We start from the raw sequence: 14508 nt of genomic DNA, 5'->3' as shown, positions 1-14508 counted from the left end.
ACTTTACTGTTATGCATTGTTCGATAAACGCAACATATCTCGTGAGGGGAACCAGGATGAATAATGCGTTAAGGGCTGCCCTGGTATGGGGCGTTGTCTGTTTTTTGCTGCTGTATTGCGCGTTACCTGTTGATATCGCCATGTCGTGGCAGATGCGTCAACAATTCGGCGTGCCGTGGGTGCAACTGATTGCAGTGAACAGCATCCAGATAATCCCGGCAATGATACCGCTGCTGTGCTTCGTTTGCCTGAGGAATCGTATTGCCAAGCGCAAATTCTGGCTGCTTGTCCCGGCGGTTGGCTGGTTTATCGGTAAGCTTGTCGTCCTGGGTGTCCTGTATATTTTTGCATTGAAAACCGCCAATGTGCCGCTTTATGCAGAAGGTTATTTCAGTATGCTCAGGCGCGTGATAACCGCCGAATGGCTGGTCAAAGCGTCGACATTAGTGCTGGCGATTATCGCCTGTAGCTATGCCTGGCGGCGGGAAACGCGGGGCAATTGAGGAAAACTCTGGCATGTAGCGGCGCGATTTATCGCGCGTTTTAGCATCATCACGCGATAAATCGCACCGCTACGATTGTCAGCCATGCCCGGTAATTAATCCGGGAAATGGCGCACCGGGACAGGTTCCTGCCGTGGTCGTGAAAAGTTATACAACCGACGTTTCAGGACGCATTGCGGGCAGGGTGTAACTTTTCTGAAGTTATTGCGAGAAACGCCCAGTGCAATCACAAGTTGCTCGTAACGACCAATCAGAATCATATCCTCTTTATTTTCCGCATAAATTCGGCAGGTAGCGTTATGCAGGATATGATTATCATTGGTTTTGGAGATGCTGATGTAGTAGGTGTTTTTCATTGTTATTATCTCTGTGTGATCGGGAAGGCAGCATCTCTTACCGGTCCGAAAAAGTGTAATTATTTTGTATTTTTTTCGGAAGAGTGCTTATTACGTTTCGTTACAAGATGATACAACCCATTGAAAGTTATGATATGGAATAATCAGCTGAAACAACATTTTCAGAATAATGTTATACGAAATTTATATGGGTCAAATTTTATGACAGTACGAGTTATCGTTCGGACAATAAATTTGTGTTAATGCGGCACCCGGATCACCCTGCCATCATCTAAACGTCACTCAACTTAAATAATTCCTTCACTCTCCCCAGCTAAGTTACCGCCATTCTGATTCCGGGCCAGAGGGCGCATGAGCTACCTTTCTCTTCAACACATCACCAAAGCCTGGGGCGATAAAGTTGCCCTGAATGACATCAGTTTTGCCGCGGAAGAAGGGACTTTTGTCGCACTGCTGGGACCGTCCGGCTGCGGTAAATCAACCTTACTGCGCACCATTGCCGGGCTGGAAAACGCCGACCAGGGTGAAATTTACTGTCGCGACAATGCGATGAGTCATCTGCCGCCGTCACAGCGCCAACTCTCGATGGTGTTCCAGTCTTATGCCCTGTTTCCCCACCTCAGCGTGCGCGAAAACCTGTTGTTCGGTCTGAAAGCGCGTGGCGAGGATAAACAGACGTTTGCCGCGCGTCTGGCTGAAGTCAGCAAGCTGATGGAGTTGGAGAAACTGTTGGATCGCCAACCCTCTCAACTCTCTGGAGGTCAGCAGCAGCGTGTGGCTCTCGGCAGAGCGGTGATCGCCAGACACCGTCTGTGTCTGATGGACGAACCGCTGTCGAATCTGGACGCGAAACTACGCCAGAGTATGCGGCGTGAGATCCGTGCCTTGCAGAAGAAACTCGGTCTGACCATGTTATACGTTACTCACGACCAGACCGAAGCCATGAGCATGGCCGACAGCATTATTTTGCTGAATGACGGCCGCATTGAGCAGCACGCCACGCCAGACGACCTCTACAACAATCCTGCCAGCATTTTCGCTGCACAATTTATTGGTGCCCCGCCGATGAATATTCTGCCGCTGCATTGTCGGGGCAGTGCGCACTATCTCAGCCGCATGGTGGCACCGATCGTGATCGATCCTGATGAATCCGCGTTGAGTCTGGGATTACGAGCGGAAGATATCACCCTGGTCGAGCCGAATAACGCACAACTGACCGCCCACGTCATCAGCTACGAATATATGGGTGCCGACACCCTGCTGGTGTGTGCACTGGCGAACGTCACTGACGCGCTCACCGTCAAGGTGCCTGGCATGCAACGCTTGGAGGAAGGCAGTCTGGTCGGGCTGCAATGGTCTCCCTCGCAACAATATTTGTTTGCCAGTCACAGCGGAAAGCGCTGTTGGCTGGCTGAGCAAACGCTCTTTTCATGCGAAAAAAAATACGCTGTTTAACCTTCATCTTTCGATCAGGGAAAAATCATGTCTGCACTTCGTCACATACGCCTCGCTTCAGCTTTATTACTTTGCGCATCCTCAGCAGCACTGGCCGCCGAACCGGTTACATTGCAGATGTACTACCCGATTGCGGTGGGGGGAAAGGTAAGCCACACCGTAGATGCCCTAGTGGCTGACTTTGAAAAAGTGCACCCTGAGGTCAGCATTCAGCCGGTTTATACCGGAGATTACGCCACTACCGTCACCAAAGCGCTCACCGCATTCCGCGGCGGCAATGCGCCGCAGATGGCGGTGATTGGCGATATTGAGGCGTATTCGTTGATTGATGCTGGCGCTATCGTTGCCGCCAGCGATCTGGCGAATGATGCAGAAGGAAAGCAATGGATCGACGGATTCTATCCAGCCTTTCTGCGTCGTATCGACGGTAAAGTCTGGGGGATCCCGTTCCAGCGCTCCACGGTGGTGATGTACTGGAACAAACAAGCGTTTGCAAAAGCCGGACTGGACGCCAATACGCCGCCAGCCACCTGGCAGCAGGTAGTCGATTTCGGTAAGAAGCTGGTGATCAAAGATAACAACGGCGTCAGCCAGTGGGGGATTGAGATCCCGTCAACGCCCAACGGCTACTGGAACTTCCAGGGGTTGTCTGCCACTAACGGCGGTCGTCTGGATAACGGTAAGGGCACGGCGGTGCATTTCAATACCCCCGGCAATATTGCCACGTTGCAATGGTTGACCGATCTCGGACAGAAAGAAAACGTGTCACCGCAAGGCGCCATCGCCTGGGGCACCACGCCGCAGGATTTTATCAGCGGCAAAACCGCGATGATGGTCACCACCACCGGCAATCTGACTGTGGTGCGTGAAAACGCGAAGTTTCCGTTCGGTGTGGCAATGTTGCCGGAGAAAACCCAGCGTGGCAGTCCGACAGGGGGCGGCAACCTCTACGTGTTTAAAAATGCCTCACCGGAACAACAAAAAGCCGCGATGGAATTTATCCGCTGGGTGTCTGCACCGGAACAAGCGGCTCGCTGGAGTATTGCCACCGGCTACGTTGCCACGTCGCCCGCCGCCTGGGATACCAGCGTGATGAAAGATTATGTTAAGGATGTGCCGCAGGCGCTGGTCGCTCGCGAACAGCTTAAGTACGCGCAGCCGGAACTCTCGACCTATAACAGTGTGCAGATCCAGGAAGCGCTGAACCACGCGATCGAGGCGGCGGTGACGCAGACAAAAACACCGGCTGAGGCGCTGGAATCAGCGCAGAAACAGGCCGACCGTCTGTTAAAAGCGTATCAATAATGAGCACGCTCCTCCCAACAGTGGCGGTCAGCCGCCCCCGGTTCTGGTCACTCCAACTGTATGGCTACTTGCTGATATTACCGGCGCTGGGCTTTTTGCTGCTGTTTACCCATTATCCGGCGCTGGCGACGCTGTGGGAGAGCGTGTTCAGTGCCGCACGCAATGGTCATCCGGCCCGCTTTGTCGGGCTGGATAACTATCTGGCGTTGCTGGATGACGATGTATTTATCCGCTCGCTGTGGAATAACCTGCTGTATGCGATGATCACCATTCCGCTGGCGGTAGCGCTGTCATTGATGATGGCGCTGGCGGTCAACCGCCATCTGCGAGGTAACGCGCTGGTGCGTGCAGCCTTCTTTATTCCGTCGCTGCTGCCGATGATCGCCATCGCCAATCTGTGGCTGTTTTTCTACACGCCGCAGCTCGGCTTGCTGAACAAACTGTTGGCGCTGTTCTCGTTACCCGCCGTCAACTGGCTGGGGGAGCCGGGGAGTGCCCTGTATTGTCTGATGGCGGTGTCGGTGTGGCGTGAGGCGGGTTTTTTTATGATTTTCTACCTCGCGGCGTTGCAGCAAATCGATCCACGCCTGAGTGAAGCAGCCACCATAGAAGGCGCATCGCGCAGTTATTTCTTCCGGCGCGTGCAGTGGCCGCTACTGATGCCCACCACGCTCTTTGTGCTGATCAATGCGTCGATGAACGCCTTCCGTATCGTTGATCAGGTGATTGCCATGACCAATGGCGGTCCGGATAACAGCAGCAGTCTGTTGCTGTTCTATATTTATCGCACCGCATTCAGCTACTGGGATATGCCCGCTGCTGCCGCGATGACGGTGGTATTGCTGGTTATCCTGGCCAGCATTGCCCTGATTAAATTTAACCTGCTGGATAAGCGAGCGCATTATCAATGAGATTGCTCAACCTGGTGATTTGGCTGGCGGCGCTGCTGTGGTTTCTACCCATTCTGGTGGCATTGTGGGTGGCGAGCCATCCGGCCGCGGAGCAGGGCAGTTTTTCGCTGTTCGCGCCGCTGACGTTACAAAACTTCGTCAACGCCTGGCATGCCGCGCCATTCGGGCGTTATTTTATTAACACCAGCTTGCTGGTTGTGATGATCGTAGTCGTGCAGTTGGTTTTAGCGACTATGGCGGCTTACGCGTTAGTGCGCTTTCGCATGAAATATTCCGGCATATTGTTTGCGCTGATCCTGCTGCAATTAATGATCAGCCCCGATGTGCTGATCCTGAATAATTACAAAACGATTGGCGCGCTTGGATTACGCGATAGCCTGACCGGCATTGCGCTGCCCTATTTTGCTTCGGCCTTTGCGATATTCCTGCTGCGTCAGGCGTTCAAAAGTATTCCGCTGGTGCTGGAAGAGGCGGCAATTATTGAAGGGGCCAGCCGTTTTTATATCCTGCGCAAGATCTATATACCGCTGGCGAAACCGATTTACGTGGCTTTTGCGCTGGTGTCGATCAGTTTTCACTGGAATGATTTTCTCTGGCCGCTGGTGATTACCGATTCTGTGCAGGTACGACCATTAACGGTAGGGCTGCAACTGTTTTCCGCCCCGGAGCAGGGGGTGCAGTGGGCATTAATTGGTGCCGCCACCCTGATGACCACCTTGCCGCTGTTGCTGCTGTTTTTCCTGTTCCAGCGTCAATTTATTCAGTCATTTATGCGTGCCGGTATTCGTTAAGGAGCAATCTTCATGTCATTTGTTCAGCCGTTAACCGCACAGCAGCGCAGCTTATTGGGCGATGTCAGTCAGTTTTATCAATTGCCGACTTTACGCCCTGGTTTACTCAATCCGGCTTTACGCTTTGGCCTGCTGGCGGACCCACAGTACGCCGATATCGAGGCGGATCATGAGAAAAACCGCTACTACCGCCATGCATTACACAAGTTGCCGCCGATCATCGGGCAACTGAACCAGCAGCCACTGGATTTTGTCGTAACGCTTGGGGATCTGGTTGATCGTCACTGGGAAGATTATGCCGCGCTGCTGCCGATTTATCAGCGCCTGCAACACCCGCATGCGGTGGTGATGGGTAACCATGATGCACTGAGCCTGGTTGACCGTCTGGCCGATGTTCCGCTGCCAAAAAGTTATTACAGCTTCCGCCTGCCAGGCTGGCGTTTTGTGGTGTATGACGGTAACGATATCAGTCTGTATTGCAGCGGTGCCGAACGTCAGCAGGCTGAAACAATGCTGGCAGAACTGGTGAAAAACCAGCAGCCGCAGGCACAACCGTGGAATGGCGCGGTAGGCAGCCAGCAGTGGCAATGGATAGAACAGCAGTTGCAGCAGGCGCAGGCGAGCGATGAGCGGGTGATCGTATTTGGTCATTACCCGCTGGCACCGCATACCACGCATATCCTGTGGAATGGTCCCCAATTGGCGGCGCTATTTTGCCGTTACCGGGTACGTGCCTGTTTTGCGGGACATGATCATCGCGGCGGCTATGCGCGTATCGGCGATACTGAATTTTTTACCCTGCAAGGGCTGTTGGATGGCGCAGAGGCCGCGCCATTTGCTGTGGTGGAAATGATCGGAGATGTACTGAAGGTAACCGGATATGGCGGTGAAATCAGCCGCTAAAGCCGCACCGGCATTACCGCCAGCACGCCAAGCAGGGTGAGATGTCCGGCATAGGCATGATAGAAAAAACGCCGGGGCCAGAGGCGAGCCACCGAGATATGCGGCAGCGCAGCGACTGCGGCAATAATCAGCAGTGGTAGCACCAGCCCTGGCAGTAAATCGTAAACCAGGGTGTCTTGAAAGCCGTGACCGGGCAAACTCAGCCATGTCAACGCCGCGCACACCAGCAGCAGAAACAAGCGACTTTCCGCGACAGCACTGATGCATCTGGCGGCCATACACAGCAAACAAAATACGATGCCGGGAATGCCATAGCTGGCAGGTGTCAACGGCCATGCCAGCAGCAGAAGCACCGCCAGCCCTGCCATCGCACCATTGACACCCCATCTTGCAAACCAGCTCAACAATTGCGTACAACCGGCATAGGCGAACAGGATGTTAAGTGCCAGCCATGACTGACCTTTCATCATAAAAGCCAGCCAGAACAGCGGTTGGGTGGCGATCGCCCACATCCAGAGCCGTTTGGCGCGCTGACGCAGCCGTGCAGCATCATCGGGCAGGTTTGCGGCCCAGATAAGGGTAAATAAAGGAAAAGCGCTATGACCAAGAGCCGTAAGAAAGGTGTTGTGACTATTTAATAAAATGGTATTGATGTGATCAGCCAGCATCGCCATCAGGGCAATGGTTTTAATGATATCGGCCTGAAATGGGCTAAATGATTTAACCTGGTCAAAAGGTGAGGGGAATCTTAGCGATGTCAGCAAAGCATGCATAGAAAGTCACCGACTATTATTATGTTTTAACCCAAACATTACAATGAGCATACTCGCGAGTAAAGCCGGTAATAATCCGAATAGCTTTTGGCACATTCCGTAGCGGCGCGATTTATCGCGCGCATTTTTGCTCAAACATCTTGCGCGATAAATCGCGCCGCTACAAATAGTGCTGGATTAGATTAAGAAATCATTAAGCGATTTACCGCTGGCAATCGCCGCTTTAATCACCGCAGGTGTGCGGCCCTGACCGGTCCAGTTTTTTTCCTGCCCGTCTTCATCGGTATATTTATACTTCGCCGGACGCGGAGCGCGCTTGGTACGCTGTTTACCGGCGGCCTGCAATGCACCTAATAATTCGGTGGGATCGATGCCATCGCCCAGCAACAATTCACGGTATTTAGCCAGCTTTTCTGCCTTCGCACGTACCGCTGTTTCTTCAGCGTGGTTCTCTTCACGACGCTCGGCAACCACCATAGTGAACTTCTCCAGCATCTCTTCCAGTTCTGCCAGATGGACTTCACGCGCCTGAGCACGCAGGGTACGAATATTATTAAACGCCTTAAGTGAATCACTCATGGACTTCTCCCAAAAATTCTGTGTCATTGAACGAATAAATTAAGCTTTGTTTGATTTTGTACTGCGCAATTATAGGTAGAACATCTTACCCTTACATTTCTGTGCAGAGAAGTACAGCACAACTCTGGCTTAGAATAAAGCAGATTGCACGGTACTTATAACTTTTTCTTTGCATTGAACGGCAAGTGATGAAGCGATTCTAAAGCCAACCTGATAAGAATGACAACATTTGCTCAGGTATTAAGGGAATTATTTATTTATTTTTTGTGACAGACATACAAAATGTGCGGTCGGATCAGAATGGGTTGTTTTGCCAGAAGAATCGTGTTTCTTTATTAGGAACTTGTGATTTGTCAGGGATGAATTATTAAAGCCGCGACGGCGCATTTTTAACGTTAATTCCCGGCAGCAGCAAAGTAAATCGGGTGGTAACGGCATCGGACACCACGCTGATTTCCCCCTGATGGGCGGTGACAATCGATTTTACAATCGTCAGACCAATACCGCTGCCTTCGCCTTTTCGTTGGCGTGACGGATCAACGCGGTAGAAACGGTCAAAAAGTCGTGGCAAACCGGTCAGTTTGAGTTTCTGGAACATGCCAACAAGAAGCTGAAACTGATGGTGCCGATGACGGTGATGATTATCTTTATCCTGCTGTATCGGGCATTTCGCCGCGTTGATGAAGCTCTGCTGATCCTGATGAGCCTGCCTTTCGCACTGGTGGGCGGCATTTGGTTTCTCTGGTGGCAGGGATTCCATCTGTCGGTGGCGACCGGCACCTGGTTTATTGCGCTGGCCGGGGTGGCGGCGGAATTTGGCGTGGTAATGTTGATGTATCTGCGCCACGGCATCGAAGCGGACCCTGCGCTGGCTCACCCGACCACCTTCACGCAACAAGGGCTGGATCAGGCGTTGTATCAGGGGGCGGGCCTGCTGCCGATTCTGTGGGGGAGTGGGGCGGGATCGGAGGTGATGAGCCGTATCGCTGCGCCTGTGATCGGCGGCATGATCACCGCGCCGCTGTTGTCGCTGTTTATCATATAAACTGATCTGGCTGCGTCGGCAGCGGTTATCGGTACATCTGTCGTAGCGACGCGATTTATCGCGGGGTTAAGTTATAAGCGGTGGGTACTGTTCAATAAGCGAATGTAACGCTGTTGCCGGGTAGAAAAGAATCAGGCGTTTATCGATAGCAAGTATGATTATGTACCTGTTATTGAAAAATATGTACGGGATAGTCCCGTACAATGATTGTAAAATCCTGTGGTGATTTTTTTCAACACCCGTGACGATATGGATATTACCCCCGTTGCCAACTCTGTGTCAGGGGACCATGACGTCCGCTAACCGGATCGCTCTCCGGGAACGGTAACCGGCTGATACGTTGCAACATCTCTGAGGTCGGTGCCGTGCGGCAGATATCCCATTGTTGGTGGGGCGGATAGGCACCCACTACCTGGAAATCCTCGCTGCTGCCCTGATTACAATGTCCGGTGCCGGCGGGGAGCAGGGCGACATCACCTGCCGTCATCGTGATAACTTCACCTCCTGGCCCTCCCAACATCACTTTCGCATGACCGCTGACGCACCCCAGCACTTCATGGGCGGTGCTGTGATAATGATGAAAGCTGAAAATGGACGCGACCCACTGCGGCGGCCAGTCGTTGTTCTCAAACAAACTTTCGGTAGGGGCCGTCATTGCAGGCGCAGGGGGTAACACGCCTTGATAAAAAATAACCGGCAGATGGGGGTTATTTGGCACCCAGTTGTTGCGTTCTAAGCGCAGCAGTTTGACGTTGTCTGCTGCAGGTGCAGCTCTGGCATAGCGGTTGAACAGCACAGGCGCACTCAATGCAAGGCCGGACAACGCCCCGATAAAGTGACGACGAGATAAATCATCCATCCTTTCCTCCAGACATTTAATGCGAGACAGTTCACATTTTAAGCTTAATACAAATTTTATCCGACCGAGTGGCATTTGCGACGGAAGAAATAAAGTTACCAAAGGTGAAAATTTCATCTTAAAATTAACGTGAAGGAATTGTACCGACATGAAATGAAAGGAAATTGATATGGAAGTTAACCATGAAAGCGGCAGTATTCATCTTCTCAATGATCTTAATGCTCAGACTAAACATAATGACACCAGGCGCATAAAGAGGAGTAAAAACACTCATAAGACTATTAAAAGCAACAATAAATTCAACATTAAACCCAAAAACAATAATGACAATTGGATAAAAACAGATAACTACAGGAATCAGTATAAAATGATAACTGATAGCCTGCTAAAGGAAATTAATGAAATTGTTCCTGAGAAGTGGAAAAATATTGAAAGGAGAATTCACCTGGGTGAGAGACTGAAACTGAAAAATATAGTCATTGAACTTCTATCCCCTTTCAGTTTCAATGCATTAGAAGTGTTAATGACAGGCCAAATGACAGGAATTCTGAATAGAACAGTAACAAATGGCGTGTCGAATTCGACTGTACGCAGTGCGTTATCCCAAAGGCTTCGGCAAGAGATGGAAATGTGGGCTCCTGCAAATGACAAGCAAGTTGCAGGCATAAGTTCTCTCCTGAAAACGTATAAATTAATATATTGTGATTTGACTAAGCTGGTGTTGATACAGTTGAATCCACAATTTACGGCATTGCATCTTTCCAAAGAGAAATTAAGATTTGCATTTAGACAGCTGAAAATAACTATGACGTGGACAGATATTGAGCTTAGTCATATGATCGCCAACACAGTTATCCCCAAAAATACGCAACAGTGGTACGAGAAAAATAAGGCGTTATTCAGCGATAAAAGCATGAAATCTGTTGATTTCAATTTCCGCCTCAAAAATAGTGGTCCCCCGTCAGAAATGACCGTTGAACAGTTACAAAAACTCCTTTTGCGTGATGCTCGTCACGAGCTGACATGTAGCCTGATTGCTCTGCATGCTACGCAATCAGGAATAAAATTGGCGCTTTATGATCGCCACACTGCCATTTTGAAAGAGGATGAGCCAAAGGTTAATTCCGATCCTGAATCTGAATACGAGCCAAATCCCTCTTTGGTTCAACTTCCTGAAACATCCCTTTCATTGTCTGTTCAAACATCAGTCCCTGATATGAAGATGCAATTCTGCTGGTTCGCTGATCCCACAACCCCATCGAAACCCTTGATGCTGGAAAGCGTACCTTGTATGGACACCTTTGATTGCGTCCTGGGAGAGATGGTCCACACCCCAGTGGCTGATGCCTTGCAGCGTAGTAAAGATTTTGCCCGGCAATTCTTGCTTGACCGGGAAGGATAACATGACGCGCCACCCCGCGCTGCCAACGGGTAGTGGCGCATGGCACCATCAATCAGCCAAAACGTTCCGGTCGGAACTCCGCCAGCATCGGGTGCTGTTCGCCGCTCACGATCTCTTCCGCCAGCAGCTCCCCGACGATCAACGCCAGTGTCGCCCCGGAATGGGTAAAGGCGACAAAACAACCCGGCACCTTTTGCAACTCGCCCAGCACCGGTTCACCGTCGCCGGGAATCGGTTTGTAACCGATCTTCCAGCTTTGCGCCTGCAAATCCGCGCCGTCTGGCAGGAGTTTTTTCGCTTCACCCACCAGTTGCTGCACCACCTTTTCATCGATAGTAAATCCACCGGTGGCAAGTGGCTGGATGTCGTGTTCATACCAGTCATGATCCAGTGCCAGCCGGTTGCCGGGATCGGGACGTACCGCCACGCGCGGCGTGTTCAACACTGCGGTTAATTTTTGCCCCGCAGGTTGGGTGATCACCAACATCGAGAGTGGCGAACCATTGGGGATCTGTACACCCAGCGGGGCCACCACATCAGGCGTGGCGGGACCGCAGGCCACCAGCACCGCATCCGCCGCTAACTCACCCCCTTGCCAACGCACACCGCAGGCACGGCCTTCGCGGGTAACCACCTGAGCCGGTCCGGCTCCCTCGATAATCTCGCCACCCTGTCCCCGGAGCTTATCCGCCAGATAAGTCATCAGGTCGGGTAAACTGACCCAACCCTCGCCCGGATTAATAATCGCTTCTCCGCTAAATGCATCGGGTTTGATTTGTGGCAGATCTTCACAGCTAACAAAATGTGAGTCATAGCCGTGCGCTTTTTCATACGCATGTCGCGCCCGGAGAGCCGTGCCATCTCCCGTGGTCCAGAACACCGCGCCATCAAAGCGCAACCAGTCGCGCGTCGGATCTTGGGCAAACAGCGTACGGTAGCGGTCGATACCCGCCATACGCAGCGCATGATAGGCCGCTGATCGTTCGCCTGCCGAGTTGAGCCACGACAACGAACGCCCCGATGCGCCGGAACATAACGCAGCCTCTGTCACCAGCGTCACCGCGATGCCGCGTTGTGCCAGTTGCAGCGCACTGGACACGCCCAGCACGCCGCCACCCATTACCACTACTTTTTTTACCGCCATGTCGGATTCCTTGTTCACAGCACTTCAGAAAGAAAACGTTGCAGACGCGGCGATTGCGGGTTATCAAACAGCGCTGCCGGGCTGCCCGCTTCGATAATCTCGCCTTCGTCCATAAACACCACCTGATCGGCGACTTTGCGCGCAAACCCCATCTCATGCGTCACCACCACCATCGTCATGCCGCGCCGACACAAATCCGCCATCAGGGTCAGCACACCTTTCACCAGCTCGGGATCCAGTGCCGACGTAGCTTCATCAAACAGCATAACTTCCGGGTCCATCGCCAGCGCTCTGGCGATGGCCACACGCTGTTGCTGACCGCCAGACAGATCGCGCGGATGATGATCGGCACGCTGGCCCAGTCCCACTTCGTCCAGGCGCTGGCGGGCGATAGCCATCGCCTGGGATTTTGGCAAACCTTTCACTTTCCACGGGGCCAGCGCCACGTTTTCCAGCGCGCTATGATCGGGAAACAGGTTGAAATGTTGAAACACCATGCCAATCCGCAGGCGCAGGGCATCGGGTTTGTCACGTAACACCGAGCGTCCGGCCAGCAACACATCGCCGGATTGTGGCTCGTGTAGTCGGTTGATGCCGCGCAGCAGGGTGGACTTACCGGAACCGGACGGCCCGATGATGCAGGTGGTGGTGCCGGGAGCCACTGTCAGGGATACCCGACGCAACACCTCAATCGGACCATAAGCCAGTGACAAATTACGCAACTCCAGGCTGGCACCTTTCCAGCTTGCCTCAGTCATGATTACCTCCCAGGCTGCTGAACAGCGCGTTATTCGTGGGTTTCTGCACTTCCTCCACTTCCTTCAGACCGCTTTGTGGCGCGCTGCGGCGGCGGCGTCCGGTGCGATAACGCACATCGACGTAGTTCACCATATGCGTCAGCGGTACGGTGATGATCAGATAGAACAACCCAGCCAGCATCAGCGGGGACAGGTTGCCGGTCAGCACCGCAGCGTCCTGGCCGACACGAAACAGTTCGCGCTGGTTGGTCATCAACCCGAGCAGATACACCAGCGAGGAATCTTTAATGATGGCGATAAACTGGTTAACGATGGCGGGCAACACACGGCGGATCCCCTGCGGGATCACCACCAGCCGCATCGCCCGGCTATAACTCATACCGAGTGCACGACAGGCCTCCATCTGGCCGCGTTCTACGCTCTGAATCCCGGCCCGGAAGATCTCCCCCATATAGGCGCTGGCAATCAGGCTGAGGGCGAAAATGCCCAGCGGGTAGGGCGACGGGCCAAACAGTTGATAACTGAAGCGCGCTAATCCCTGACCGATCAGCAAAATAGTGAGAATCGACGGCAGGCCGCGAAACAGGTCGGTATACATCCGTGCGGGCAGGCGCACCCAGCGTGACGGGGAGATCCCCAGCAGCGCCAGCAGCAGTCCCAGCAATGTGCCGAGCAGGGTGGCGGCCAGCGAGATAATCAGGGTGTTGACCAGGCCGGTCGCCAGCAACTGCGGCAACACCTCCATCATCGACGGAATATCAAAGAAGGTACGGGAAAGAATTGTCAGGATGTCCATCGGCGTCTCCCTTCATGGCGGGTGATGAGCAAGCCCATCACCGGTTGAAAGTGTGATCTACTGGCCGTCAGGCAGATACTGTTTTGGCATGGGCGAGCCGGGAAACCACTTCTGATACAGCTGTTTCCAGGTGCCATCCTGCATGGCGGCTTTGATGGCTTTGTCCAGCGCCGCTTTGAATGCCGGTTTGTCTTTGGCGATGGCGACGCCCGCAGGCGCATTGAACGAGGGGATATCGGCGGCGGAGACCAGTTTGAAGCGCTCGGCATAACTTTTCGCCGCTTCATAATCAAGGAACACCGCATCCAGCGTGCCGTTATTTAGCGCGGAGACGGCGGTGTTGTTATCCGGGAAACGGACGATGTCCGTCTGGGTGAAGTGCTGCACCGCATAGCTTTCCTGCAATGTCCCCTGAATCACGCCAAGGCGATGTTTCGCCAGGCTGGCGACATCCTTAACGCCGCTGTCACTGCGCGTCAGCACCGTCAAATAACCGGCGAGATAGCCGGTGGAGAAATCGACGGTTTTTTCGCGCGCCGGGGTGATCCCGATGGCGGCGACGCCAGCATCAAACTGACCATTCGCCACCGCAGGCAGAATGGCGGAGAAATCCTGACCGACAAAATCCACCTGATCGATACCCATGCGGTGGGCGACATTTTTGAAAAACTCCACATCAAAGCCGGTGAACTGGCCGCTGGCGTCGGTGAAGGTATAGGGTTTGGAGTCGCCAACGCTGGCGACGCGCAGATGGCCGGGAGAGAGCAGGCCGTAAGGATTGTCCTGACTTACAGCAACGGTGGTAAAGGAAAGCGAACACAGGGCGATGGCCGCGCCGAACAGCGCGTGCAGGGATTTATGCGATTTCATAGCTCGTCCGTTTTTGCAGGTTAAACATCAGAGACTGTTGAGCCGGTAAGCTGTAATG

15 protein-coding genes and 2 pseudogenes are annotated in these 14508 nt (G+C 53.0%); 8 read left to right on the top strand and 9 right to left on the bottom strand.

Features of this window, described 5'->3' with window-relative positions:
- The first annotated feature begins 56 nt into the window (after window positions 1-56).
- Entirely contained in the window at window positions 57-503 is a 447-nt protein-coding gene (locus tag AC6I8N_RS26480; RefSeq protein WP_497831574.1) for a hypothetical protein, read from the top strand.
- Between the two features lie 95 nt (window positions 504-598).
- Here AC6I8N_RS26480 and AC6I8N_RS26475 read toward each other — a convergent pair whose 3' ends face one another.
- Window positions 599-859 (bottom strand): hypothetical protein, encoded by a 261-nt coding sequence (locus AC6I8N_RS26475; protein WP_021185320.1) that lies wholly within the window; start codon window positions 857-859, stop codon window positions 599-601.
- 351 nt (window positions 860-1210) lie between these two features.
- Between AC6I8N_RS26475 and AC6I8N_RS26470 the strand changes: the two genes are divergently transcribed.
- From AC6I8N_RS26470 to AC6I8N_RS26450, 5 genes are read left to right on the top strand one after another with little or no spacing between them, the layout of a single operon-like run.
- Window positions 1211-2314 (top strand): ABC transporter ATP-binding protein, encoded by a 1104-nt coding sequence (locus tag AC6I8N_RS26470; protein ID WP_497831573.1) that lies wholly within the window; start codon window positions 1211-1213, stop codon window positions 2312-2314.
- Between the two features lie 27 nt (window positions 2315-2341).
- Window positions 2342-3619: an ABC transporter substrate-binding protein gene (locus tag AC6I8N_RS26465; RefSeq protein ID WP_208726649.1), complete on the top strand. Its 1278-nt coding sequence runs from the start codon at window positions 2342-2344 to the stop codon at window positions 3617-3619.
- Window positions 3619-4530 carry a carbohydrate ABC transporter permease gene (locus AC6I8N_RS26460; protein WP_497831572.1) on the top strand — a complete coding sequence of 304 codons (912 nt, stop codon included), beginning with the start codon at window positions 3619-3621 and terminating at the stop codon, window positions 4528-4530. Before AC6I8N_RS26465 ends, AC6I8N_RS26460 begins: the two co-directional genes overlap by 1 nt.
- Window positions 4527-5321, top strand: coding sequence for a carbohydrate ABC transporter permease (locus AC6I8N_RS26455; protein ID WP_497831571.1), 795 nt, complete (start codon window positions 4527-4529; stop codon window positions 5319-5321). The genes AC6I8N_RS26460 and AC6I8N_RS26455 overlap by 4 nt, the downstream gene beginning before the upstream one ends.
- Window positions 5322-5333: 12 nt before the next feature.
- On the top strand, window positions 5334-6224 hold the full coding sequence (locus AC6I8N_RS26450) for a metallophosphoesterase (protein ID WP_497831570.1): 891 nt from the start codon (window positions 5334-5336) through the stop codon (window positions 6222-6224).
- Here AC6I8N_RS26450 and AC6I8N_RS26445 read toward each other — a convergent pair.
- The 3 genes and pseudogenes from AC6I8N_RS26445 to AC6I8N_RS26435 form a co-directional block, all read right to left on the bottom strand.
- Window positions 6221-6997 (bottom strand): TraX family protein, encoded by a 777-nt coding sequence (locus tag AC6I8N_RS26445; RefSeq protein WP_497831569.1) that lies wholly within the window; start codon window positions 6995-6997, stop codon window positions 6221-6223. The genes AC6I8N_RS26450 and AC6I8N_RS26445 overlap by 4 nt on opposite strands.
- A gap of 177 nt (window positions 6998-7174) precedes the next feature.
- A complete protein-coding gene (locus AC6I8N_RS26440; protein ID WP_497831568.1) occupies window positions 7175-7576 on the bottom strand; it encodes an H-NS family histone-like protein in 402 nt (133 codons plus the stop codon).
- Window positions 7577-7943: 367 nt separating this feature from the next.
- A pseudogene (locus AC6I8N_RS26435) lies at window positions 7944-8147 on the bottom strand (ATP-binding protein); the annotation flags it as partial.
- Between AC6I8N_RS26435 and AC6I8N_RS26430 the strand changes: the two are divergent.
- Window positions 8148-8667 (top strand): annotated as a pseudogene (locus AC6I8N_RS26430) (efflux RND transporter permease subunit); the annotation flags it as partial.
- Between the two features lie 210 nt (window positions 8668-8877).
- Here AC6I8N_RS26430 and AC6I8N_RS26425 read toward each other — a convergent pair.
- Window positions 8878-9480 (bottom strand): cupin domain-containing protein, encoded by a 603-nt coding sequence (locus AC6I8N_RS26425; RefSeq protein ID WP_497831567.1) that lies wholly within the window; start codon window positions 9478-9480, stop codon window positions 8878-8880.
- Between the two features lie 169 nt (window positions 9481-9649).
- Between AC6I8N_RS26425 and AC6I8N_RS26420 the strand changes: the two genes are divergently transcribed.
- A complete protein-coding gene (locus tag AC6I8N_RS26420; protein WP_497831566.1) occupies window positions 9650-10882 on the top strand; it encodes a hypothetical protein in 1233 nt (410 codons plus the stop codon).
- Window positions 10883-10934: 52 nt separating this feature from the next.
- Here the strand turns inward: AC6I8N_RS26420 and AC6I8N_RS26415 are convergent, their stop codons facing one another.
- The 4 genes from AC6I8N_RS26415 to AC6I8N_RS26400 are packed head-to-tail and all read right to left on the bottom strand — an operon-like array spanning window position 10935 to window position 14450.
- Complete coding sequence (locus AC6I8N_RS26415; RefSeq protein WP_497831565.1) at window positions 10935-12026, bottom strand: NAD(P)/FAD-dependent oxidoreductase; 1092 nt, start codon at window positions 12024-12026, stop codon at window positions 10935-10937.
- A 14-nt stretch (window positions 12027-12040) separates the two neighbouring features.
- Window positions 12041-12784, bottom strand: a complete 744-nt coding sequence (locus AC6I8N_RS26410; protein ID WP_021185444.1) for an amino acid ABC transporter ATP-binding protein — start codon at window positions 12782-12784, stop codon at window positions 12041-12043.
- The gene (locus tag AC6I8N_RS26405) at window positions 12777-13580 is read right to left on the bottom strand and encodes an amino acid ABC transporter permease (protein WP_497831564.1); all 804 of its coding nucleotides are present in this window, start codon (window positions 13578-13580) and stop codon (window positions 12777-12779) included. The genes AC6I8N_RS26410 and AC6I8N_RS26405 overlap by 8 nt, the downstream gene beginning before the upstream one ends.
- Before the next feature lie 57 nt (window positions 13581-13637).
- Window positions 13638-14450 (bottom strand): ABC transporter substrate-binding protein, encoded by an 813-nt coding sequence (locus AC6I8N_RS26400; RefSeq protein WP_021185442.1) that lies wholly within the window; start codon window positions 14448-14450, stop codon window positions 13638-13640.
- Window positions 14451-14508: the final 58 nt, after the last annotated feature.

It is taken from the genome of Pantoea sp. X-Soil-TKNS-1279, assembly GCF_059730565.1.
Note: the sequence above shows the minus strand (reverse complement) of the source record. Positions and strands in the feature narration are given on the sequence as shown.

Bases quoted from the DNA above. Each gene is read 5' to 3' on its own strand.
- AC6I8N_RS26480 (WP_497831574.1), top strand. From the start codon at position 57: ATGAATAATGCGTTAAGGGCTGCCCTGGTATGGGGCGTTGTCTGTTTT.
- AC6I8N_RS26475 (WP_021185320.1), bottom strand. From the start codon at position 859: ATGAAAAACACCTACTACATCAGCATCTCCAAAACCAATGATAATCAT.
- AC6I8N_RS26470 (WP_497831573.1), top strand. From the start codon at position 1,211: ATGAGCTACCTTTCTCTTCAACACATCACCAAAGCCTGGGGCGATAAA.
- AC6I8N_RS26465 (WP_208726649.1), top strand. From the start codon at position 2,342: ATGTCTGCACTTCGTCACATACGCCTCGCTTCAGCTTTATTACTTTGC.
- AC6I8N_RS26460 (WP_497831572.1), top strand. From the start codon at position 3,619: ATGAGCACGCTCCTCCCAACAGTGGCGGTCAGCCGCCCCCGGTTCTGG.
- AC6I8N_RS26455 (WP_497831571.1), top strand. From the start codon at position 4,527: ATGAGATTGCTCAACCTGGTGATTTGGCTGGCGGCGCTGCTGTGGTTT.
- AC6I8N_RS26450 (WP_497831570.1), top strand. From the start codon at position 5,334: ATGTCATTTGTTCAGCCGTTAACCGCACAGCAGCGCAGCTTATTGGGC.
- AC6I8N_RS26445 (WP_497831569.1), bottom strand. From the start codon at position 6,997: ATGCATGCTTTGCTGACATCGCTAAGATTCCCCTCACCTTTTGACCAG.
- AC6I8N_RS26440 (WP_497831568.1), bottom strand. From the start codon at position 7,576: ATGAGTGATTCACTTAAGGCGTTTAATAATATTCGTACCCTGCGTGCT.
- AC6I8N_RS26425 (WP_497831567.1), bottom strand. From the start codon at position 9,480: ATGGATGATTTATCTCGTCGTCACTTTATCGGGGCGTTGTCCGGCCTT.
- AC6I8N_RS26420 (WP_497831566.1), top strand. From the start codon at position 9,650: ATGGAAGTTAACCATGAAAGCGGCAGTATTCATCTTCTCAATGATCTT.
- AC6I8N_RS26415 (WP_497831565.1), bottom strand. From the start codon at position 12,026: ATGGCGGTAAAAAAAGTAGTGGTAATGGGTGGCGGCGTGCTGGGCGTG.
- AC6I8N_RS26410 (WP_021185444.1), bottom strand. From the start codon at position 12,784: ATGACTGAGGCAAGCTGGAAAGGTGCCAGCCTGGAGTTGCGTAATTTG.
- AC6I8N_RS26405 (WP_497831564.1), bottom strand. From the start codon at position 13,580: ATGGACATCCTGACAATTCTTTCCCGTACCTTCTTTGATATTCCGTCG.
- AC6I8N_RS26400 (WP_021185442.1), bottom strand. From the start codon at position 14,450: ATGAAATCGCATAAATCCCTGCACGCGCTGTTCGGCGCGGCCATCGCC.